Annotated in this window: 12 protein-coding genes and 1 pseudogene; 6 read left to right on the top strand and 7 right to left on the bottom strand. The window is 68.9% G+C overall.

Annotated elements, in window-relative coordinates:
* Nucleotides 1-98: 98 nt before the first annotated feature.
* Together RTX79_RS14525 and RTX79_RS14520 are read right to left on the bottom strand one after the other, a co-directional pair.
* A complete protein-coding gene (locus RTX79_RS14525; RefSeq protein ID WP_312684513.1) occupies nucleotides 99-1,226 on the bottom strand; it encodes an alpha/beta fold hydrolase in 1,128 nt (375 codons plus the stop codon).
* A 114-nt stretch (nucleotides 1,227-1,340) separates the two neighbouring features.
* Nucleotides 1,341-1,826 carry an RDD family protein gene (locus tag RTX79_RS14520; RefSeq protein ID WP_312684511.1) on the bottom strand — a complete coding sequence of 162 codons (486 nt, stop codon included), beginning with the start codon at nucleotides 1,824-1,826 and terminating at the stop codon, nucleotides 1,341-1,343.
* 57 nt (nucleotides 1,827-1,883) lie between these two features.
* Between RTX79_RS14520 and xerD the strand changes: the two genes are divergently transcribed.
* Nucleotides 1,884-2,861, top strand: coding sequence for a site-specific tyrosine recombinase XerD (gene xerD / locus RTX79_RS14515; protein WP_312684510.1), 978 nt, complete (start codon nucleotides 1,884-1,886; stop codon nucleotides 2,859-2,861).
* A 4-nt stretch (nucleotides 2,862-2,865) separates the two neighbouring features.
* Here xerD and RTX79_RS14510 read toward each other — a convergent pair whose 3' ends face one another.
* Nucleotides 2,866-3,897: a hypothetical protein gene (locus tag RTX79_RS14510; protein ID WP_312684509.1), complete on the bottom strand. Its 1,032-nt coding sequence runs from the start codon at nucleotides 3,895-3,897 to the stop codon at nucleotides 2,866-2,868.
* Nucleotides 3,898-4,053: 156 nt separating this feature from the next.
* Between RTX79_RS14510 and RTX79_RS14505 the strand changes: the two genes are divergently transcribed.
* Complete coding sequence (locus tag RTX79_RS14505; RefSeq protein ID WP_312684508.1) at nucleotides 4,054-4,821, top strand: thioredoxin fold domain-containing protein; 768 nt, start codon at nucleotides 4,054-4,056, stop codon at nucleotides 4,819-4,821.
* A 123-nt stretch (nucleotides 4,822-4,944) separates the two neighbouring features.
* On the top strand, nucleotides 4,945-5,367 hold the full coding sequence (locus RTX79_RS14500) for a hypothetical protein (protein ID WP_312684507.1): 423 nt from the start codon (nucleotides 4,945-4,947) through the stop codon (nucleotides 5,365-5,367).
* A 57-nt stretch (nucleotides 5,368-5,424) separates the two neighbouring features.
* Here RTX79_RS14500 and RTX79_RS14495 read toward each other — a convergent pair whose 3' ends face one another.
* From RTX79_RS14495 to RTX79_RS14480, 4 genes are all read right to left on the bottom strand, one after another.
* Nucleotides 5,425-7,518 carry a glycosyl hydrolase family 18 protein gene (locus RTX79_RS14495; protein WP_312684505.1) on the bottom strand — a complete coding sequence of 698 codons (2,094 nt, stop codon included), beginning with the start codon at nucleotides 7,516-7,518 and terminating at the stop codon, nucleotides 5,425-5,427.
* Between the two features lie 225 nt (nucleotides 7,519-7,743).
* Nucleotides 7,744-9,300: an OTU domain-containing protein gene (locus RTX79_RS14490; RefSeq protein WP_312684504.1), complete on the bottom strand. Its 1,557-nt coding sequence runs from the start codon at nucleotides 9,298-9,300 to the stop codon at nucleotides 7,744-7,746.
* A 1-nt stretch (nucleotide 9,301) separates the two neighbouring features.
* Complete coding sequence (locus tag RTX79_RS14485) at nucleotides 9,302-9,991, bottom strand: hypothetical protein (RefSeq protein ID WP_312684503.1); 690 nt, start codon at nucleotides 9,989-9,991, stop codon at nucleotides 9,302-9,304.
* Nucleotides 9,992-10,077: 86 nt separating this feature from the next.
* Nucleotides 10,078-11,037, bottom strand: a complete 960-nt coding sequence (locus tag RTX79_RS14480) for a hypothetical protein (protein WP_312684501.1) — start codon at nucleotides 11,035-11,037, stop codon at nucleotides 10,078-10,080.
* Between the two features lie 139 nt (nucleotides 11,038-11,176).
* Between RTX79_RS14480 and purL the strand changes: the two genes are divergently transcribed.
* The 3 genes and pseudogenes from purL to RTX79_RS14470 all read left to right on the top strand — a co-directional run bounded on the left by purL (nucleotide 11,177) and on the right by RTX79_RS14470 (nucleotide 23,099).
* Nucleotides 11,177-15,058, top strand: a complete 3,882-nt coding sequence (gene purL, locus RTX79_RS14475; protein ID WP_312684500.1) for a phosphoribosylformylglycinamidine synthase — start codon at nucleotides 11,177-11,179, stop codon at nucleotides 15,056-15,058.
* 439 nt (nucleotides 15,059-15,497) lie between these two features.
* Nucleotides 15,498-15,839: pseudogene (locus RTX79_RS18305) on the top strand (ESPR domain-containing protein); the annotation flags it as partial.
* A gap of 96 nt (nucleotides 15,840-15,935) precedes the next feature.
* Nucleotides 15,936-23,099 carry an ESPR-type extended signal peptide-containing protein gene (locus RTX79_RS14470; protein WP_428696014.1) on the top strand — a complete coding sequence of 2,388 codons (7,164 nt, stop codon included), beginning with the start codon at nucleotides 15,936-15,938 and terminating at the stop codon, nucleotides 23,097-23,099.
* Nucleotides 23,100-23,226: the final 127 nt, after the last annotated feature.

Here is a 23,226-nt window from a genome sequence, read left to right as displayed (position 1 = left end):
AACGAGGCCCGCATGGATGCAGTTTTTGCCGTCCCCCGACCAGCCCCACCGCCCGACCCAAACCCAGTTCAAGCCTGAAAGCCACCCGCGAGGGGGTCTCACCCGTTCGACCCTCCCACGCCGCCCGCAAGCGCCATGAAGTTCGCCTCGACCGGCGTCCGCGGCGCAGGGCACAGGCCGTCCGGGGCGGACACATCACGCGACATCCAGTCGTCCACCACGCCGCCCAGCAGATCGATCCGCATCGGCAGGGTGATGTGATCTTCGCCGCGCATTTCGATGTAGTGCGCACGCGGACTGGCCTGCGCCAGCCGACGCCCCTGGTCCACGCGGATATGCTGGTCCTGGTCACCGTGCACTAGCAGCACGCACGCGCGGCTGGCGGCCACCGCACGGCTGACGTCCACCTGGTCCAGGTCCACCCCCAGCCGCCGGTTGGCTGCGGCGATCACCGCGTCCATGTCCTGGTCGGCATACCGCCAGCGGGCATACGCAGCCACTGCCTGCGCCTGCCAGCCACTCGGCTGGCTGGCCAGCAGGTGCGGGATCATGCTGCGGATCGCATCGCCGGCGTTGGCGAAGGACTCCATCGCCACGACGCCCTGTACGTCGCCGCCCAGTTTCTCGGCGGCGAACAGCGCGGTCGCCGCGCCGTAGGACACCCCGAACAGATACAACGGGCCCTGCACCTCACCGCGGGCGCGCAAGGCACGGATCACCTCGATCACCTCGTCCGATTCCACCGTTCCATACCCCGCCGGGCCACCGCCCGAGTGACCATGGTTGCGCAGGTCGATGGTGATGACGCGGTAGCCGGACTGGGCCAGCTGCAGCGACCACGGCAGCATCGCATCGCCACTCATCATCCAGCCGTGCAGCACCACCACGGTGCCGCGCGGCGCCTGCGCATGGAACGGCCGCGGCGGCTCCAGCCGAAGGTCCATGTCCACCGGCTCACCGCCTTCATGGCGCGGGCGCGCATAGCGGTAGCGCAGGCCATAGTCGCCGGCATCGAAAGCGCGCCAGAACAGGCGCACGTGTTCGCGGCTGGTGATGTAGCCGCTCCGGTTCGGCAGGGTGGCGATGGTGGCTGCGATATGGGCCTGGTCAAGCAACGGCGAGGCGCCGCCCGGAGACACCAGGCGTTCGCTCAGCGAGGTGGAAGCATCAGGAGAGCAGGCGGCCAGCCACAGGCACGCGCAGGCCAGCAGCAGGCGCATCATCATCACGGCATCAAACGGATTGGCCGCACAGGCTACGCAGCGTGCCGCCCTGCGATCTATCGTGGATCGATGACGGCCTGATGACAGTGCGGCGTTGGTTCAGCTACGCGTCGGGCCTCAGCGCCGGGGCCGGCGGATCATCCGCGTGCCGCTGGCGCGGTCGTGCCAGGTCAGCCGGTCGCGGTCGACCAAGGCCCACCAGAAGCCCAGTCCGGCCAGGCCCAGGGACACGCTGGCAACCGTGTAGCGGGCCCACAACGCGCGCAGTGACGGCGCCAGCGCATCATCGCCAGTGACCGCGATCCGCCACGGCCGCATGCCCAGAGTCTGGCCGCCGCGGCGCCAGCTCCAGGTGGCGTACAGGCCGGTCAGCACCCAGCAGCACGCCCACAGCGCCCACTGCCAGCGGCTGAAAGGGGCGATGTTTTCGTGCGTGGAATGGCCGGTGACGGTGAACGCGATGACGAACAGGGATCCGGCCAGCATCCACAACGCAAGCGCCGGGAACAGGTCGTACAGCAAGGCGAGCAGGCGCCAGCCCAGCAGGGCGGCAGGGCGCACGGCAGCAGCAGGGGCGGCGGGGGCATCATGAGGATCAGCCATGCGGGGAAGCATACGCAATGCTGGTGGGGTGTGCTGCGCGCCGCGTATCCTGCCCGCATGTCCGTTGCTTCCACACCCGCAGAACGCCGCCAGCTGGTCCAGGCGCTACCCGAACTGGATGCCGCCGATTCGGTGGCGATCACCCGGTTCCTGGATGCGGCCTGGGCCGAACATGGCCTGGCACGGGCCAGCGTGGACAGTTACCGGCGCGACCTCGAAGGGCTGGCGCGCTGGCGCAGTGGCCAGGTCGGTGGCCTTGCCGGCGTTGATCGCGCCGGGTTGTTCGACTACCTGGCCTGGCGCACGCGCCACGGATGGTCGCCGCGCAGCAACGCCCGGCTGCTGTCGGCCCTGCGCGCGTTCTTCGCCGACAGCGTGCGCCGTGGTGCCCGCAGCGATGACCCGACCGCGCTGCTGGACCCGCCGAAACTGCCACGGCTGCTGCCCAAGGCACTGGCGGAAAGCCAGATCGATGCGCTGCTGGCGGCCCCCGACGTGGATACGGCGCTGGGCCTGCGCGACCGCGCGATGCTGGAACTGATGTACGCCGCCGGGCTGCGCGTCAGCGAGCTGGTCGGCCTGCCGGCCACTGCGGTGAACCTGCGCCAGGGCGTGCTGCGCGTGACCGGCAAGGGCAGCAAGGAACGCCTGGTGCCGCTGGGTGAAGAGTCGCAGCACTGGCTGGAGCGCTACCTGCAGCAGGCGCGACCGCAGTTGGCGAACAAACGCAGCGTGCCCGCCGACGCCGGCGGCCAGGTGCCGTTGTTCATCGAGCCCAGCCTGCGCCCGCCGAGCCGGCAGGCGTTCTGGCACCTGGTCAAGCGTTATGCGGTGGTGGCGGGTATCGACATCGCGCGGATCAGTCCCCACGCACTGCGGCACAGCTTCGCGACCCATCTGCTCAACCGCGGGGCCGACCTGCGCGCGCTGCAGATGCTGCTTGGCCACAGCTCGCTGTCCACCACCCAGATCTACACGCTGGTGGCGCGCGAGCACCTGCAGAAGCTGCACGCCAGGCACCATCCGCGCGGCTGATCGGTCAGGCGTCGCTGGAATCGTTCCGATGCAGGGCGACCCCTTCGGCCCGGCGCGCGACCAGCTCGGCTGCGACCTCCCGCTCCAGGCGATCGGATTGGTGCTCCCACAGGGGACGTGATGGGTGATCAAAAGGTCCGCTGGTCGTCGGGACGCGCTGCCTGATGTACTCCAGCAGCTCGAACGTGCGCTGACAACGCTGGTCGCCCTGCGCGAGCCCTCTAACGTTCAGATCCATTACGTCCTCCACGGCGGCGGCGACCTCGGCGCGGAAGTGCTCATACGTGGGCCAGGGCCAGAGGTCGCCCCACACGCCGTTGGCCAGCCGCAGCCAGGATGGCGGTATCTGCAGCGCAGGGTCAGGGGCAGGGGCCGACGTGGCCAATGGCAACCGGGTGTAGAGGTCCTGCAGCAGCGTGCGGACGGGCTGCAAGGCTTCATCCGGCCCGTCCGGTTGCTGGGATGCGATGAAGGACAGGATGTCGCGTGCCGCTCGGCGTTCAACCTGATCCATCTGGTCCAGCGGGCACGCCGCGTCGACGGCTTCCAGGTGCGCCTGCCGGTGGACCTGGGCCAGCAGTTCGGTGGAACAGGTGATATGGCCCTTCCACGCCGCGTCAGCCAGCATGCAGCGCGCCCGTGTACGAACCATGGCCGGTTCCAGCAGGGCGACCAGCTCCTGCTTCTTGGCGTCGGCTGCCGCGCAATAGGCGCGGACCAGGACGCTCCGGAATGCTGACGCGGTGGCTACCGGCTGGCGTGCGACCGCCCCATCGCAATCACTTTCAGGATCCAGCCGCGTATTGAGCAGCACGTCCTGGTCGGCAAGCCGACGGGCCTGGTGGTACAGCTGGTCAACGCTCAGGCGCCCTTGGCTGAAGCGGTTGGCGAGCTGTTGCTCTCGATTGTCGATGCCCGTCAATGCAGCACTGAACCGGGAGGGAGAATAGTGCGAACTGGCCAGCCTGACCTTGGCGGCAAGCTGGTTGAGAACGGTCGCCCGGAACATCAATCCGAGCTGGCTGAGGATCTGCATGGATGCACCCCGTGTTGTTATGCAACGAGATTGCGGCAGGCCTTTCATCAAAGCTTCCATCAATCGCTCAGGCGATTGCGACACCGGCAGCCCATCGCACGACGCTCTGCCCTGCTGTGCGAGAATCGGCGTTCCTCATGATCCCGCGGGCCCCCGATGTTCCGAGTCCTTACCGCCGCGCTGTTCGGCATGCTCAGCCTCAGTGCGTGCGCGCAGCCCGCGCCGCCGGCCGCGAAAACGACGACGGCCCCCGCCGCGTCGCCACGCGGTGGTGCCGAACAGAGTGTCCGTGCCGCATTGACCCAGCTGGATCCCAACTTCAAGCCCGACTACATCGGTGCGGCGCCGTTCCCGGGCTTCCGTGAAGTGGTCGTATCCGGCCAGGTGCTGTACGTGTCCGATGATGGCAAGTACCTGATGCAGTCACAGCCCTATGACATCCAGGCCAAGGCGCTGGTCAACAGCGAAGGCCTGCTGGCGTATCGCCGCGGCCTGCTGGAGAAGGCCAACCACGGTGACCGCATCGTGTTCGCCGCGCCCAATGCCAAGCACACGATCAGTGTGTTCACCGACATCGAGTGCGGTTACTGCCGCAAGCTGCATCAGGATATTGCCGAGCTGAACCGCAACGGCATCACGGTGGAATACCTGGCCTTCCCGCGCATGGGCCTGGGCAGCAAGGATTACACCGACATGATCTCGGTCTGGTGCGCCAGTGACCGTCGCAAGGCGCTCACCGCCGCCAAGCAGGGCAGCCCGGTGCCAGCGAAGAACTGCACCAACCCGGTGGCCATGCAGTACGCATTGGGCCAGCAGCTGGGCGTGAATGGTACGCCGGCGATCTTCGCCGAAGACGGCACCCAGCTGGGTGGCTACCTGCCGCCGGCGCAGCTGAAGGCCGCCCTGGACCGCCGCGCGCGCTGATGCGGACGTCGGTCATGGCGCCGGGCCATCCGGCGCCTTGAACGGCGGCGCGGTGCCGCAAAACTGCAAGTCGACGCCGCCGCCGTGGCGCATTGTAAGGGTCCCCTTGCCGGATACCTGCCCATGATGCCTGCTTCTTCCCCCGTTGCCGTTGGCCATGCGCTGACCAGGCTCGCCACGCCGCCCCTGCCTGCGGGCGGTCACCCGACTTCCGTTGCGCCCACTGTCGTAGGCAACCGGCCACCGTCGCCGGTCCTCACGACGGTTGCCAGCAACGACGGAGCCACCACGCGCGCCGGTGGCCGGGCGCTCATCCGCCAGGTGTCCATCGACAGCAACGACTCGGCGACCTGGCCGCTGGGAGCAGCGGACGACGCCGTATTCCTGAAGGCGCCGTCGGCCAACAAGGTGCCATTCGGCAACTGGCCGCTGTCGCCTGCACGCGTTTTCTGTCTGGCACCGGCAACGCCGTATGGACGCCTGGACAGCGCCGCGCTGTCACACTCCGCCAGCGCGCCGCCGTCGGTTCCAGCGCGGCAGAACTGAGCTGCCCATCGAGCCAGCGACGGCTCCCCGCGCTGAGCGCGGAGAGCCGTCCCGGGCTTACTTCAGGCCATCACTGATGCTGCGTGACAGCGTACCCTGCGCATCATCACCGCTGAACTCCCAGAAGAACGCGCCACCCAGGCCCTGCGCTTTGACGTAGCCCATCTTGCGGGTCACGTTGGCGGGGGTGTCGTAGCTCCACAGGGTGCTGCCGTTGTAGGCCCACGTGGCGCCGGCGGTGGCGTCGGTGTAGGTCGGCCAGCCCAGGTTCTTCAGCACCTTCCAGTCTTCGATGCCGGCTTCATAGGTGCCGGGCGCCGCACCGGAGGCGGTCTGGTACATGCCGTTGTTGCCGCCGCCCACGCCGTTCCAGCCGCGGCCGTAGAAGCCGATGCCGAGATTCAGCTTGGACGCCGGAACTCCGCGCGAGATGAACGCCTCGATCGCGTCATTGCTGTTGTACAGCAGCTGGTCGCCGGTGGACGGGTCGGCGGCGGTATTGAACAGCGCAGAGTGATGGTTGGTCCGCGGGTCCCACGCGCCGTGGAAGTCGTAGGTCATCACGTTGATGTAATCCAGGTACGGATGATAGGCGGCGGGATTGGTGACCCGGATCTTGTCGATGCCGGCGCCGACCGCCACCGTCAGCAGCAGCCCGGGGCGCACCGCATCCAGCTGGCGGCGGAACTCGGCCAGCAGCGCGGTGAAGTTGGCATTGTCCTCCGGTGCCCCGCAGGCGATGCCGCAGGCAACCGGATACTCCCAGTCGATGTCGATGCCGTCGAACACGCCCAGCGCCGCACCGGGTCCGCCTGCGCCATCGGTGACCGGCAGGTTGCCGCGGATGTAGGCATCGATGCAGGAGGCCACGAACGCCTGGCGGTTCTCCGGGCGGGCGGCGCTGGAGAAGCCGCGCGACCAGGTCCAGCCCCCCAGCGATATCAGCGCCTTCAGGCCGGGATGCTTGGCCTTCAGCTGCTTGAGCTGGTTCCAGTTGCCGCGCAGCGGCTGGTCCCAGCTGTCGGCGCTGCCGCTGACACTTTCGCCGGCCGCGAAGGACTTGCTGTAATCCGCGTACGCGTCACCGCCGGCGCCGGTGTTGGCATCGGACGGCTGGGTGATGCCGACCTCGCAACGATTGTTGCGCACGTTGCCGAAGGCGTAGTTGATATGGGTCAAGCCGGCCGCCGAGCCGCTGCTGTCGATGTTCTTCACCCGATAATTGCGGCCATAGATGCCCCACTGGGTGAAGTAACCGATGACCCGTTTGCCGGTGCCATCGCCGCCGCCGGCCAGCGTGGCGGCACTGACCGTACTGCCCTGGGCGGAGGCGTTGCCGGCGTTGTCGCGTGCACGCACGCGGTAGCTGTAGGTCGTGGACGGCGACAGGCCGCCGTCGACATAGGCGGTGGTCGATGGCGAACCCACCAGCGCGCCGTTGCGGTACACGTCGTAGCCGGCCAGGCCACTGCCACCGGCGTTGTCGTTGGCCGCATTCCAGCTCAGCGCGATACTGTTGGCCGTGCGGGTTCCCACCGCCAGCCCGCCGGGTACGCTGGGTGCGGTGGTATCGCCACCGGCTGCGTTGACGGTGATGGTGATGGTGGCGGTACTGGTGGTGGCATTGTTGTTGTCGGTGGCCACCGCGCGCAGGGTATGCGTGCCGGCGCTGGCATTGGCCCAGCTGGCGCTGTACGGCGCGCTGGTGTCGATGCCGATCGAGCTGCCACCACGGAAGAATTCGACCTTGCTGATGCTGCCGTCGGCATCGCTGGCGTTGGCGCTGACGGTCACCGTGCTGCCGGCGCTGAAAGTGGCGCCGTTTGACGGCGAGGTCAGGCTGACCACCGGCGCCTGGTTGCTGCCGCTGCCGTCGCAGGCGCCCAGGTTGGTGTAATACGGAGCGCCGGCAGGATGGTCCGGCTGTGCGTTCCAGATGTCCTGTTTTGCCTGATACAGGACTCCGCCTTTCTGCAGGGTATCGCCGGCGCGGTAGATCCTGGCCTGGTCCCACTGGGCCACGCCGCTGCAGTTGGCGGCCTGCGCCAGCGCGGGCAGGGCGCCACTGATGGCCAGGGCCAGCAGCCACGCTGGACGGTGGCGGGCAAGGCGGACGGAACGAGCGGCACTGCGTGCAATCGGGTCATGCATGATGTGTCTCCGATCGAATCAGGTTGTCGTGCGGGCCTGGTTGGCACCGCACGTGACGCGGGTCCGGTGGCCGCCGAGCCAGGCGACTGAGGGGGCCGGATGCTACCGTCGGCGTGCTGCGCGGCGGTTACGACAACGTTGTCATCTAATCGGATGTGAAATTGTGCGCCAGTGCGCTTTTTGCCCTCGCGCCAGAAGATCCCCACGCCGCGGCCTGGCTTCGGACTACAGCGACGTCATTGCCGGGTCTCCCTGCCCGCCGCGTGCTTGTTCGATTTCGGGCAGCACCCCCTTCCGCCAATAGGAATCGATGCCTGCACGCAGCACGGCCAGATGGCCTTCGATGGGTTCGCCTTCACCCATTTTCGCGCGTAAGTTGCCGCTGAACTGCGCTTCGACCGACACGCGGATACGGTCGTGTTCCGCCGCCAATTCCGTGTGCGGCGTCTGCCCCGCAGCCCGTACATTCTCGATACGCTCCACGTAGGACGAAAGCGCCTTCTTCAGCGAACGGTTGATTTTGCTCTGCATGCCCTTCAACGCCGTCCTGTTCTGCTCCCGGTACTCTTCAAACGCCGCGTCCAGTTGCGAACGAACGGCATCCACCTGCGGTTGCGGCAGGTGGCTGATGCTGTCACCCAGCACTGTCATGGCTGCCTCGACCTGGGTCTCGTGCAACTGCTGAAGTTCGTGGGATGTAAAGACATCCAGGGTGAGGTAGGACGCCATCTCCGCGCGGTAACACGCCAGGGCAACGGACGACAGTCCGGCGGTGAGCGCCTGCAGGTCGGCGACCGGAGCGGCATCCACCGTTTCGTCAACGCGCGCAGGTTGGAGTGGACGCGCAGGCACCAGCGCGCCGTCATGGGCACTGGCCACCTGCAGCAGCTCGGGGCTGCTCCAGATCAGGTCGGCCAGCCGCCTGCGCAGGTCCAGGTTCGAGGTGGCCCGGTCTTCGGCGTGCAGGGCCGAGGAAATGCAGCTGAAGAAGCAGTCGCCATCGGCCGGAACGTCCTCGATGACCGATTCCTGGTCGCGGCGGATCAGGCTGAAGTGGTTGCCGTGCCGCAGCAGGATGATCTCGTCGTCCTCCGGTGGCGGCAGCTCCGGCCCGTTGCCGCGATGGCATTGTTCGGGCTCGCCGGGGCGATACAGATGGATCGCGTCATGGTCGGTATCCACGATGCGCAGGGCGCGTCCCTGCGGCCATCCGGCGACATTGACGATGAGCGACTGCAGGTCGCCGCTGGCTTCGTTCCAGGTGCGTGGACGCTGCAGCAGTTCAAGGTTCAGCCCGGCGATCAGGCAGGATTTCTCCCCCGCTGTCAGCGTATGGTCTGCATCCGCAGCCGCGAGCAGCGCTTGCCGCAGGTCCTTCAGTGCTTTGCAGGACAGCAGTCTGAGCGAAAGACCGCTGTCGCCGACAAGGCGGTCGAACGTGGCCCTGCACAGCGTATCCGGCGGGGCCGCCAACAGCGGGCTGCGGTACGCATCGCGCACTGCCGCTGCGAGGTGCTGCGGCGGGGCATGCAGGTTGCCATCTGCCGGGCGGGGCGGCGCAACGCCGGTGCGGGCGAAGCGGCAGGGAGGCGGTTCCGCGTTGCGCATGTTCGTAAGTGGCATGGGGTGGTGGCCCGCCCCGGCGGCTTCCGGGGTCGCCCGGTGAATGGACGACGAAGTTGCGTAGAGGACCGGAGAGGCGACTGAAGTTGCTGGCATGGTGCTTTCCTGCAGAACGGGATGGCCGACGGCGCGCCTGCAGGCACGCCGCCGGTGATCCACTTCAAGGGGTGACGTTGTGCGCGGCCATTATCTCGGCTCGGATCTGTTCCACTGAACAGGCCTGCGGCTGGAGCGCGCCGCTGGGCTTGGCGAACATGCCGTCCTGCCACTGCTTCCTGATTGCGGCAATCTGGCTCAAGACCGTGTCGCCGCTGATCTTCGGCTCGACACGCGGCGGCTGCGCTGGGGGGACCGGAGACGCTGCGCCGGCAGTCGTCGGGGCAGCATTCAGCGCATCGCCAACGGCCGATTGTGCGATACGCGGTGGCTGCGACGCGGTCAGCGGCGATGCAGAGCGGTCAGCCGTCCCGGCCGGGTTCGCCGCGGCGCTGACCACCACCACGGATGTCGTCACGGAGAGCGCCCGGTGAGGCGTCTTGCCGGTGTACGCAGCGACATCCGGCGGATTGAACCTGCCCGAAGTGCCAAGCAGCAAGCCGGTGAAGCTGCACAGCCTGCGCTGTCCGGTCGCGGACGCCTGCTGGGTCCCTGCAAAGGAGGACACTGCGCGCGGCATCCACGCCTGTGCAGCGACGCAGTAGTTTTCGATCCGCTGGGGCTGGCGCGGCAGGGTGGTGATGTTGGCGATGCGCGACAGCAACCCACCGCTCGGGTTGCTGGGGACCGCGCGGGGCAAGCTGGCGATGGTGCGCACGATGGAGCTAGGGGCTGAATACAGGGTGCCGATCATGCTGCTGTCTCACGGTGGGAAGGAAGGCGAGGGTGGAACCTGCAGCGTCGCCTCGCCGCCAGAAATCGCGCAGGCCACCGCCCCCTTCAGCGGCGCAGGCCGATCAGCGCCCGATGAATGGCGTACGGATGCAGCTCGCTCTTCTGCGGTCGGGTGGGGTAGTGGTGCGGCGGATGCGGGCAGCGCTCCGATGGCGTTGGGATCAGTCCCCGCAGCAGGTCCTCCAGGCGGGCCATGTCCGGGCAGTGCTGGCGCCGTGCGGCGATCTGGCGCGCACAGGCGGCGGCCTGTGCGCAGAGCGCTTCGTCGGAGCGCAGCTCCTCATCGCTGGATCCCATCGACAGGCCACTGTCGGGCGAGTCGGGCCTGGTGTCATGCGCACAGGGGGGCGCCGTCGCCGATCGCCACGGCGAGCCCCCGTTGCTGCGATCCTGCGCCTGTTTCAAGGCGACTGCCCCCGCAACCGTGCCATGCACGACGCTGGTGCTGGTGCGGCTGGGCCACGGCCGGTCGCCCTGGCAGGTGTTGCGCTCCAGCAGTGGCAGGCCATGCAGGCTGATCAGGCCCAACGGATGGCGTGGATCGCGGTGCAGCGGGACGGGCAGGGAGGCGAGCCAGTCCTCCAGCGCCAGCCCGGGCTCATGGCGCTTCAGGATCGCACCGACCACCCTCGGGGGGGCAGGCTGCGCAGGGGCGCTCCACGGGCCCGTCCGCGCCAGCGCGAACACCCGCGCGGGCGGCAGCGGCACGCTTGCGTACAGCGGCCGCACTGGCAACGGCTTCGGCTTCGGCGCGCTGCCCAACAGGCTCAGCGGGTTCTCCTGCTGGCGCCAGAAGCGCATCGCGTTTTCACGCACGGCACCCAGGCCGCCCGGGTCTGGCCGATGCGCGGCGATCCGGCCTGGGCCGGCGTTGACGATATGCCGGGGCGCAGGGCCGCGATCCAGCCCGGCCGCGCGGATCTGGCGCAGGCCCTGGCGAAGCAGGGCGGTCGAGGACAGGCATCCGGGCGTAGTGGACAACAGGGTCGCGGAGGCAGAAAGCATGGCAGCGTGCTCGTCGGGCCGGGGGACGATCACCTTTGCGCGTGGTCCGCGCGGCGGCCTCCAGTTATCGGCCATCGGGGCCCGCCACGCCGCTTCCGGTACACTATCGGGCCCGTTTCCCAACCACGGTTCCCCGGACATGATGGTCCTCGAGGGCGCGCCCGCCCTGTCGGCGTTCCGCCGCGAACGTCTCGAATCCCGCCTGCAGTCCATTGCCGCCGATCTGCGCATCAGCGGAGCCTGGCAGGTGTACTTCATCCAGCCCGACGGAAAAGGCACGGCCGATGCCGCCACCCTGTGCCGGATCCTGGAGGCGCGCGAACGGGCCGAGCCCGTGGCCGACGGCGCCATCCAGCGCTTCGTGGTCCCGCGCCTGGGTACGCTGTCGCCGTGGTCCAGCAAGGCCACCGAACTGGTGCGCGGTGCGGGCCAGCCGGTCAGGCGGGTCGAACGTGGCCTGCGCATCGATGTGCTGGGCTGGCCGACCGATCCGGCCGCGCAGCAGGCGCTGGTGAAGGTGCTGCATGACCCGATGACGCAATCGGTGCTGGATACCGTGGAGCAGGGCAGCACGCTGTTCTCCACGCCGGCGCGCGGCGCGCTGGAACGCGTGGCGCTGGACGACCTGGAAGGCGCCAACCAGCGCCTCGGCCTGGCCATGGCCCAGGATGAAATCGACTACCTGCGCGAGCGCTTCGGCCAGCTCGGCCGCAAGCCGTCGGACGTGGAGCTGATGATGTTCGCGCAGGCGAACTCCGAACATTGCCGGCACAAGATCTTCAACGCCAGCTGGACCATCGACGGCCAGGAACAGGATCGCTCGCTGTTCCGGATGATCAAGAACACCCACCAGCAGACCCCGCAGCACACGCTCAGCGCGTACAGCGACAACGCCGCGGTGATCGAAGGCCACGCGGCCGCGCGTTACCGCCCGGATCCGGCCAGCGGTGAGTACCGCAGCGAACCGGTCGTGCCCAGCGCCTTCCAGATCAAGGTGGAAACGCACAACCACCCCACCGCCATCGCACCGTTCCCGGGCGCGGCGACCGGTGCCGGCGGTGAAATCCGCGACGAAGGCGCGACCGGTCGGGGTGGCAAGCCGAAGGCCGGCCTGACCGGTTTCTCGGTGTCGCACCTGCGCATCCCGACCCTGCCGCAGCCGTGGGAAGCACCGCGCGCGCTGAACCCGCGCATGGCCCCGGCGCTGGACATCATGCTCGATGGCCCGCTCGGCGGTGCTGCGTTCAACAACGAATTCGGCCGGCCGAACCTGCTGGGCTATTTCCGTACCTTCGAGCTGGCCGAAGGCGGCATCACCCGCGCCTACGACAAGCCGATCATGCTCGCCGGCGGCCTCGGTGCGATCGACCGCGTGCAGGTCGACAAGATTCCGCTGCAGGCGGGCGATGCGGTGATCGTGCTGGGTGGTCCAGCGATGCTGATCGGCCTGGGCGGTGGCGCGGCGTCGTCGGTGGCCTCCGGTGAAAGTGCTGAAGACCTCGATTTCGCCAGCGTGCAGCGCGACAACCCGGAAATGGAACGTCGCTGCCAGGAAGTGATCGACCGCTGCGTCGGCATGGGCGTGGACAACCCGATCAAATTCTTCCACGACGTCGGTGCCGGTGGCCTGTCCAACGCCATCCCGGAGCTGCTGCATGACTCCGGCGTGGGCGGGGTGATCGACCTGGGCAAGGTGCCCACCGATGATCCGTCGCTGTCGCCGATGCAGCTGTGGTGCAACGAATCACAGGAACGCTACGTGCTGGGCGTGGCCCAGGAACGGCTGGCCGAATTCGCCGCGCTGTGCGCGCGTGAGCGCTGCCCGTTCGCGGCCGTTGGCGTGGCGACCACCGAACAGCACCTGGTGGTGGCCTACGGTGCCACGCCGGGCGCGACCCCGGCCGACGCGCCGATCGACCTGCCGATGGACGTGCTGTTCGGCAAGCCGCCGAAGATGCACCGCGATACCAACCATCCGCCGGCGCCGCGCTGGCCGGCGCTGAAGACCAGCGGGCTGGACCTGCATGAAGCCGGCCTGCGCGTGCTGGCGCACCCGACCGTGGCGGCCAAGAACTTCCTGGTCACCATCGGTGACCGCAGTGTCGGTGGCCTGACCGCGCGCGAGCAGATGATCGGCCCCTGGCAGGTGCCGGTAGCGGACGTGGCGATCACCCTGACCGGTTTCGACGGCGTGGTGGGCGAGGCGATGTCGCTGGGTGAACGCACCCCGCTGGCGTTGCTGGATGCCGCCGCCTCGGCACGCATGGCGGTCGGTGAAGCGATCACCAACCTGTGCGCCGCGCCGGTGGATGCGCTGGATGAAGTAAAGCTGTCGGCGAACTGGATGGCCGCTGCCGGCCATGAGGGCGAAGACGCGCTGCTGTACGACGCGGTCAAGGCCGTCGGCATGCAGCTGTGCCCGCAGCTGGATATCAGCATCCCGGTGGGCAAGGATTCGCTGTCGATGCAGGCGCAGTGGCACGACGCCGGCCAGGCACACAAGAGCGTGTCGCCGGTGTCACTGGTGATCACCGCCTTCGCGCCGGTGCTGGACGTGCGCCAGCAGCTCACGCCGCTGCTGCAGCGCGATGGGGACAGCGAGCTGTGGCTGATCGGCCTGGGTGCCGGCAAGCAGCGCATGGGCGGTTCGATCCTGGCCCAGGTGCATGCCGACCATGGCGGACTGCCGGCCTTCGGTGGCACCGCGCCGGACCTGGATGACCCGCAGCGCCTGCGCGCCTTCTTCGAACTGATCCGCGATGCACGCCGTGATGGCCTGCTGATGGCCTACCACGACCGCAGCGACGGCGGCGCGTTCGCCGCCCTGTGCGAGATGGCGTTCGCTTCGCGCATGGGCTTGGACATCCTGCTCGATGCCTGGGGCGATGATCCGTTCCGCAGCCTGTTCAACGAAGAGCTGGGTGCGGTGGTGCAGGTGGCGCGCGAAGACCGCGCGGCGTTTGCCGACCTGGTCGAACGCCACGCGCTGACCGAATGCGCGCAGCGCATCGCACGTCCGACCACCGCCCCCGTGGTGCGGGTGTCGCTGCACGGCGAAAACGTGGTCGAGTGGCGCTGGGAGGCGCTGTTCGACGCCTGGTGGTCGGTCACCCACGCCATGCAGAAACTGCGTGACAACCCGGACACCGCCGATCAGGAACGCGAGGTCGCGCGTGCGTTCAACGCGCCGGGCCTGAAGCCGAAGCTGGGCTTCGATGCCGACGAGGACGTGGCGGCGCCGTTCGTCAACACCGGGGTGCGGCCGAAGATCGCCATCCTCCGCGAGCAGGGCGTCAACGGCCAGGTTGAAATGGCCAACGCCTTCGAACGTGCCGGCTTCAGTGCGTTCGACGTGCACATGAGCGACCTGATCGAAGGCCGCGTGGACCTGGCTGACTTCACCGGCCTGGCCGCCTGCGGTGGCTTCAGCTACGGCGACGTGCTCGGTGCCGGCCGCGGCTGGGCGACCTCGATCCTGGAGCGCAGTGCGCTGCGCGATGCATTCGCGGCCTTCTTCGCGCGCGAAGACAGCTTCTCGCTGGGTGTCTGCAACGGCTGCCAGATGATCAGCCAGCTGAAGGCGATCATCCCCGGTGCCGAGCACTGGCCGCAGTTCCGTCGCAACGCCAGCGAGCAGTTCGAAGCGCGTACCTCGCTGCTGGAAGTGGTTGAATCGCCGTCGATCCTGCTGCGCGGGATGGCCGGTTCGCGGCTGCCGGTGGCGGTGGCCCACGGCGAAGGCCGCGCGGTGTTCGACACTGCCGTGGACCAGGCCGCTGCACGCGTGTCGCTGCGCTACATCGACGGCGACGGCAGCGTTGCCAGCCAGTACCCGCTGAATCCGAACGGATCGCCGGAGGGCATCACCGGCCTGACCAGTACCGATGGCCGGGTGACGATCATGATGCCGCACCCGGAGCGCACTCCGCGCGCGCTCAACCTCAGCTGGGCGCCTGCTGAATGGCAGGGCGACTCGCCGTGGATGCGGATGTTCCGCAACGCACGGGTATGGTGCAGCTGAACGCCATTCAGTGATGCGCAGCGCCAATCCGCAGGCGTACTGAGAACCCGCCGGGCAACCGGCGGGTTTTTTCATGCCCGGTCGAAATGGACGACGTTGAGCACCGATCGCTGAGTGAACAGGCACACCTCGCGTTCATCGCTGGATAACAGCCCGTTCACATGAATGCAGGGAACCGAGAAGGCAATCACGTCATTTCTTTTTTCTTCGTCAAGGTATTGACGTCAGGAAATGTTCACGTTAAACCTCTATCTCGTTCTGGAAACATTCAGTCAGCCGCACCCGCAGGACCGCGCGCACCGCTGTTAGCTCCGCTGCTCGCCGTTCGGCAACTGCAGTAAATCACGCGAAACAAGCGCCCTCAGGGGACGTTGGGCCATTGCGCCCGGCGGTGGCGTTGCTTTGCCCGAAAACCAGTCCAACCAGGAGTCGTACTCAGATGAATCGGATTTATCGCAAGGTCTGGAACAAAGCACTCGGACAGCTGGTCGTGGCCTCGGAACTGGCCTCTTCCGACCAGCCCTGCAACGTCATCGACAAGCGCCGCCGAGGCAGTGGTCCGATCCTGGTGGGCGCCTCGTTGGCGATGGCATTGGGATGGGGAGCGGTCGCGCCGTCCGCCCTTGCCCAGTCCGTTGCGGTGGGCGGCAGCGAAGAATGCATCCTGGCAGACGGCTCGCTGGCGCAGTGCGCGGTGACCGGCACCGCGGTGGTTTCCGGTGCGACCGCCGTGGCCGTGGGTGACAACAGCGCCGCAACCGGCCTGTACGCGGTCGCCATCGGCGCCGACACCATCGCCAGCAAATCCCTTTCGTCCGCCTTCGGTGGGGGCGCGCAGGCCAGCGCGACCAGCAGCACCGCCCTCGGTGCAGGCAGCGTGGCATCGGCCAGCAACAGCGTGGCGCTGGGCGCAGATTCCATCGCTACCCGCGCCGACAGCGTGTCGGTCGGCAGCGCCGGCAGCGAGCGGCAGATCACCAACGTGAAGGCCGGCACCGCCGACACCGATGCGGTCAACCTGGCCCAGCTCGACGCGGTGGCCGATATCGCCGAAACCACCGCCAGCTATTTCCAGGCCAATGGCACCGGCAGCGCCTCCGCATCCGGGTCGTCGGCCACCGCCGCCGGTGCCGGCAGCGTCGCCTCCGGCGCCAACGCCGTGGCGCTGGGTGATGCCGCGCTGGCCACCGCCGAGGGCACCGTTGCCGTCGGCGGCACGCTTGGCGGCCAGTACGCCACCGAAGCCGCGGGTCGCTATGCGACCGCCATTGGCAGTGGATCGTATGCCCTCGGCAACGGAAGCGCGGCGCTGGGCGCCGGCGCCGTGGCCGAAGGTGCGGACAGCGTGGCGCTGGGCAGTGGTTCCTACGCTGATCGCGCAGGCAGCGTGTCGGTCGGATCGGCCGGGCTTGAGCGCCAGGTCACCAACGTCGCCGCCGGTACCGAGGGCACCGACGCAGTGAACCTGGAGCAGCTGGACGAAGTGGCGGCCGTCGCCGACACCACGGCGAAGTATTTCCAGGCCACCGGCGGTGACGACAGCGACGCCGGCGCCTTCGCCGCCGGTGCCAACGCCACCGCCATCGGCGAAGCGTCCAATGCCCTGGCCGATGGCAGCACGGCCCTCGGCAGCGGTGCTACCGCGGTCGCCAGCAATGCCACAGCGGTCGGTTTCAACGCGCTGGCCAGCGGCCAGAACAGCGCCGCCTTCGGCAACAACGCCCAGGCCAACGGCCCGGGCAGCGTGGCGGTCGGTGGTGCGGCGGTGGACGCCGATGGCAACCCGCTGATCACCAACGGCGGGGTGCCGGTGGATACCGGCGCGACCAGCGCGGGGGTGGGCGCCACCGCCGTCGGCGCCAGCGCGGAGGCCAGTGGTTTTGCGTCGTCTTCGTATGGCCTGGGTGCCTACGCCGGCGGCGCGCAGTCGTCCGCCTTCGGTGCGGTGTCCAATGCGATCGGCGATTACTCCACCGCCATCGGTACCGAATCGGTCGCCACCGGCACCAGCAGCGTGGCCATCGGCGGACCGGCGGACCTCATCCCGGGCCTGGGCTACTTCGTGCAGACCCAGGCCAGCGGCGAATCGGCCACGGCCGTGGGCGCCGGTGCCATCGCCAGCGGTGACCTGAGCCTGGCCAGCGGCACGCTGAGCGAAGCGTCCGGCGAGCAGGCCACGGCCATCGGCTACTTCGCCTATGCACCCGGCGACCGCGCCAGCGCGCTCGGCGCGCAGAGCTGGGCCAGTGGCGATGACAGCACGGCGGTCGGCTTCTACAGCACGGCGCGGGGCGCCAACAGCGTGGCGCTGGGTGCCAATTCCGAAGCGGTGCGCGCCAACTCGGTCGCGGTCGGCAGCGTCGGCAACGAGCGCCAGATCACCGACGTCGCCGCCGGTACCGAGGCCACCGATGCGGTGAACCTCGAACAGCTGGATGCGGTCGCTGCGGTGGCCGACACCACCGCCAAATACTTCCAGGCCACCGGCAGCGACGACAGCGACGCCGGTGCATTCGCCGCCGGCGCCAATGCCACCGCCATCGGCGAGGCGTCCAATGCGCTGGCCGACGGCAGCACCGCACTGGGCAGCGGCGCAACCGCTGTGGCCAGCAATGCCACGGCAGTCGGTTTCAACGCGCTGGCCAGCGGCCAGAACAGTGCCGCCTTCGGCAACAACGCCCAGGCCAACGGCCCGGGCAGCGTGGCGGTGGGCGGTGCGGCAGTGGACGCCAATGGCGACCCGCTGATCACCAACGGCGGGGTGCCGGTGGATACCGGCGCGACCAGTGCCGGCGTGGGCGGCACTGCTGTCGGTGCCAGCGCCGAAGCCAGCGGCTTCGCCGCTTCGTCCTACGGCGTGGGCGCCTATGCCAGCGGCGCGCAGGCGTCGGCGTTCGGCGCGGTGTCCAACGCCACCGGTGATTTCTCCACCGCGATGGGTACCGGCAGTGCGGCCACGGGCGACAGTTCGGTCGCGGTGGGCGCCGATTCGGTGGCCAGTGGCGGTTACAGCACCGCGACCGGCCAAGCCAGCATCGCCAGTGGCACCAACAGCGTCGCGGTGGGTGGGGCGCTGTTCGGCCTGCTCGCCACCGAAGCATCCGGCAATTACTCCACCGCCGTCGGCGGCGGTGCCTGGTCACCGGGTGCCAACAGCACCGCGCTCGGCAATGCCGCCGAGTCACGCGGTGAGAACAGCGTGGCGCTGGGTGCCGACTCCATCGCCACCCGCGCGGACAGCGTGTCGGTCGGCAACGCCGACCTGCAGCGCCAGATCACCAACGTGGCGGCCGGCACCGAAGGCAGCGATGCGGTGAACCTGGACCAGCTCAATGCGGTTGCTGCAGGGGCGGAGAACACCAGCAAGTACTTCCAGGCACAGCCGGAGACCGGCACCGACGTCGGCGCATGGGCCGAAGGCGAAGGCGCATTGGCGGCCGGTTCGGCCAGCAATGCCATCGGTGAGGGTGCCGTGGCGCAGGGCGCAGGCGCCTCTGCGGTCGGCAACGACAGCGTGGCGGTGGGCCGCAACACCAGCGCCGGCGGCGAAGGCGCGGTGGCCATCGGTGGCCTCGGCCAGGCGTATGACGAATACAACTCGCCGATCTTCAACGCTGACGGCAGCGCCGTGCTGACCGGCACCAGCGCCAGCGCGGGCTCCACGGCGGTGGGCAACGCGGCGCAGGCGACCGGCCTGGTGAGCAATGCCTTCGGCTCCGGCGCACAGGCCACCGGTGACAACAGCTTTGCCGGCGGCAACAAAGCGCGCGCGACCGGCGGCTACAGCGTGGCGATCGGTGACAGCGCGTGGGCCAGCAGCGATGAAAGCACGGCCGTCGGTGGCTACAGCTTCGCCACCGCGGCAGGCGCCACGGCGTTCGGTTCCAGCGCATGGGCGACGGCGACCAATGCCTCGGCGTTTGGTCCGGCGGCATGGGCCAGCGGCAGCGGCGCTACGTCCATCGGTTACAACAGCTGGGCCGATGGCGCCAGCTCCACGGCGGTCGGACGCGGTGCATTCGGCTACGGTGACTACAGCGTCGCACTGGGCTACCAGGCGCTTGGCAACACCATCAACAGCATCTCCATCGGTACCAATTCCGAAGCGCTGGGCGAAAGTGCCATCGCGGTCGGTGCGGGCAGCAGCGCTGCCGGTGACAACAGCGTGGCCCTGGGTGCCGGTTCGGTCGCCGATCGCGAACGCAGCGTAGCGGTCGGCAGTGCCGGCAACGAACGCCAGGTCACCCATGTGGCAGCGGGTACCGAAGGCACCGATGCGGTGAACCTGGACCAGCTGGACGCGGTGGCCGCCGCCGGCGAAGCGACCAGCAAGTACTTCCAGGCCAGCGGCAGCGATGACAGCGACGCCGGTGCCCTCGCAGCGGGCGCCAACGCAACGGCCATCGGCGAGGCGTCCAACGCACTGGCCGATGGCGCGACTGCGCTCGGCAGCGGGGCTGCCGCGGTGGGCCAGAGTGCCACGGCAGTGGGCTTCAACGCCCTGGCCGCCGGACAGAACAGCGCCGCGTTCGGCAACAACGCGCAGGCCACCGGTCCGGGCAGCGTCGCCGTCGGCGGCGTGGCCGTGGACGAGGACGGCAATCCGCTGATCACCAATGGCGGGGTGCCGGTGGATACCGGCGCCACCAGTGCCGGACTCGGCGGCACCGCCGTCGGTGCCAGCGCCGTTGCCAGCGGCTTCGGTGCAGCATCCTACGGCCTGGGCGCGTATGCCTCCGGCGCCCAATCCGCGGCCTTCGGTGCGGTGTCCAACGCCATCGGCGACTACTCCACTGCCATCGGCACGCAGACCGTCGCCACCGGCACCAGCAGCACGGCCATCGGTGGTCCGGTCGACCTGCTGCCCGGCCTGGGCTTCTTCATCTCCACCGAGGCCAGCGGCGAAGCGGCCACGGCGGTGGGCGCGGGTGCGCAGGCCAGCGGCGACAACGCCACGGCGGCCGGTACGCTGGCGTTCGCTACCGGCGAACAGAGCACCGCCATCGGTTATTTCTCCACCGCCAGTGCGGTGAACTCGGTCGCGCTGGGTGCCGACTCGGTGGCCAATCGTGCCAATACCGTGTCGGTCGGCAGTGCTGGCAACGAGCGCCAGGTCACCAACGTGGCCGCCGGCACCCAGGGCACCGACGCGGTGAACCTGGACCAGCTGGAAGCCGTGGCGGCAGCAGGGGAAACCACCAGCAAGTACTTCCAGGCCAGCGGCAGCGCAGACAGCGATGCGGGTGCTCTCGTCGAAGGCGAGAATGCACTGGCGGCAGGTGAGGCCAGCAACGCCATCGGCGACGGTGCGGTTGCACTTGGCAGTGGCGCGACCGCGATCGGAACCAACGCTGCAGCCGTCGGCTTCAATGCCTTGGCATCGGGTGAAAATGCCAGCGCCAGCGGCTTCAATGCGCAGGCCACGGCGGCCAACGCCAGCGCCAGTGGTGCCAACGCGGTTGCTTCCGGTGAGTACGCGACCGCCAACGGTGCCGAAAGCCTGGCCTCGGGCGAAATGAGTGCGGCCTTCGGTGCCGGCAGCGTGGCCAGCGGCGCCGGCAGCACCGCCAGCGGCGTGCTGGCCGAAGCCAGCGGCGAAGAGGCCGTGGCCGTGGGTTACTTCAGCACCGCCGACGGCAGCGGCGCGACGGCGGTGGGTTCCGAAGCAGTGGCCATCGGTACCACGGCGGCCAGCTTCGGCTTCGCCGCCGAAGCCACCGGCGGCTACAGCACGGCGGTCGGCGGCTACGCGCAGGCATCGGCGTTCAACACCACCGCGCTGGGCAGCTTCGCCAACGCTTCCGGCTCCAATGCGGTGGCCCTGGGTGGTGATTCGGTGGCCAGCGGTGCGTACAGCACGGCGGCCGGCCAGGGCAGCATCGCCAGCGGCACCAACACGGTCGCCGTCGGTGGCACGCTCGGTGGGCTGTATGCCACTGAAGCATCGGGCAACTACTCCACGGCGGTGGGCGGTGGCGCGTGGTCGTCCGGGGTCAACAGCACCGCGATCGGCAACGCGGCGATTTCCGCTGGGCTCAACAGCGTCGCGCTGGGTGCCGATTCCATCGCCGACCGCGACAACAGCGTGTCGGTCGGTGGCGCTGGTGCCACCCGGCAGATCACCAACGTGGCTGCCGGCAGCCAGGCCACCGATGCGGTCAACCTGGCCCAGCTGGAAGCGGTGGCCGCAGCCGGTGCAACGGTCAGCAAGTACTTCGCCGCCAGCGGCAGCGAAGACAGCGATGCCGGTGCCCTCGTCGACGGTGAAAACGCCTTGGCCGCAGGTGAAGCCAGCAACGCCCTCGGTGATGGCGCGGTTGCGCTGGGCAGTGGCGCGACCTCGGTGGGTGCCAATGCCTCGGCGGTCGGCTTCAACGCCTTGGCGTCAGCTGCCAATGCCACCGCAAGTGGTGCCAATGCGGCTGCATCGGCCGAATATGCCACCGCCAACGGTGCCGAAAGCAGTGCATCGGCGGAGTCCAGTTCGGCCTTCGGCGCGGCCAGCGTGGCCAGTGCCACCGGCAGCACCGCCGCCGGTGCCCTTTCCGAGGCATCGGGCGTGGAATCGGTGGCGGTCGGTTACTTCAGCACGGCTGCCGGCGATGCCGCCACTGCCGTGGGTGCCGAAAGCAGCGCGGGCGGCAGCGTGGCCGCCAGCCTCGGCTTCCGCGCCGATGCCAGCGGTGACTTCAGCACGGCCGTCGGCGGTCTATCGCAGGCCAGCGCGTTCAACGCCACCGCCGTCGGTAATTCGGCCATCGCCTCCGGCTCCGGCTCGTTGGCGCTCGGCGGCGACGCGGTTGCCAGTGGCGCGCGCAGCGTCGCGCTGGGCGCCGGTTCGCAGGCACTGGAAGCCAACGTGGTGTCGGTCGGCGGCGGCAATGGGGCCAGTGCACCGGCTACCCGTCGCATCGTCAACGTGGCCGAAGGCCGCCTGACCGCCGACAGCAGCGATGCGGTGACCGGTTCGCAGCTGACCAGCACCAACCAGCGCGTGGGTGCGGTGGAAACCAAGGTCAGCGATATCGACAGCCGCATCGGCGGCCTGCAGACCACCCAGGCCAACACCCTGGCCTATGACGATGCCGAGCACGGCAAGCTGACCTTCGGCGGGGCGCAGGGCACGGTGGTGGACAACATCGCCGCCGGCAGCATCAGCGGCGACAGCCGCCAGGCCGTCAACGGTGGCCAGTTGTTCCAGTCGCTGGCCAATGCGGCCAGCATGCTGGGCGGTGGCGCCAGCGTCGGCCTGCAGGGGGTGTTCGTCGCACCGAACTACATCATCCAGGGCAACACCTACACCAATGTCGGTGACGCATTGACCGCACTGGACAGCCGGGTCTCCAACCTGGGCCAGAGCCTGGCTTCAGGCACGCCGGTCAGCACCGCGCCGTCACCGGCGGCCGGTGGCAACGGACCGTCCACCGCCGCCGGCGGCGCGTTGCCGGTCGCTACCCCGAGCGCGCAGGCCAGCGCGCAGGCGGTGGTCGGCCAGGGCGCGGTCGCCAGTGGCGCAGGTGCCACGGCGATCGGGCTGGGCGCGACGGCATCGGCGGACAACTCGGTCGCACTGGGCCAGGGTTCGGTTGCAGACCGTGCCAACTCGGTGTCGGTCGGCAGCGTCGGCAACGAGCGCCAGGTGACCAACGTCGCCGCCGGCACCCAGGCCACCGACGCGGTCAACAAGGGCCAGTTGGACAGCGGCGTGGCCTCGGCCAACAGCTATACCGATTCGCGCATCAAGTCGGTCGCCGACAGCTTCGACGTGTTCAAGGGTGATGTTGACGGCAAGCTGCGCAACATGGATCGCCGCATCGACCAGCAGGGCGCGATGAGCGCGGCGATGCTGAACATGGCCACCAGTGCGGCCGGCGTGCGTACCCAGAACCGGGTCGGCGTCGGCGTCGGTTTCCAGGGCGGCGAATCGGCGTTGTCACTGGGCTACCAGCGGGCGGTCAGCGACCGTGCGACGGTCACCTTCGGTGGCGCCTTCAGCAGTGATGACAGCTCGGTAGGCGTCGGTGCCGGCTTCGGCTGGTAACGCCTGGACGAGCGAAGAAACACGGTGGCGACCGCCCGGTCGCCGCCGGCCAGTGAAGCCTGAGGGGGCGGGTCACGGCAACCCTGGCGAGGCCAGCCAGGGGTAGTTGCAAGGAGTAAGGCCGCAG

The sequence above is a fragment of the Stenotrophomonas chelatiphaga genome, assembly GCF_032054965.1.
GTDB classification, from domain to species: domain Bacteria; phylum Pseudomonadota; class Gammaproteobacteria; order Xanthomonadales; family Xanthomonadaceae; genus Stenotrophomonas; species Stenotrophomonas chelatiphaga.
The sequence above is the reverse complement of the archived record's forward strand: the minus strand, read 5'-3'. Positions and strand labels throughout refer to the sequence as shown.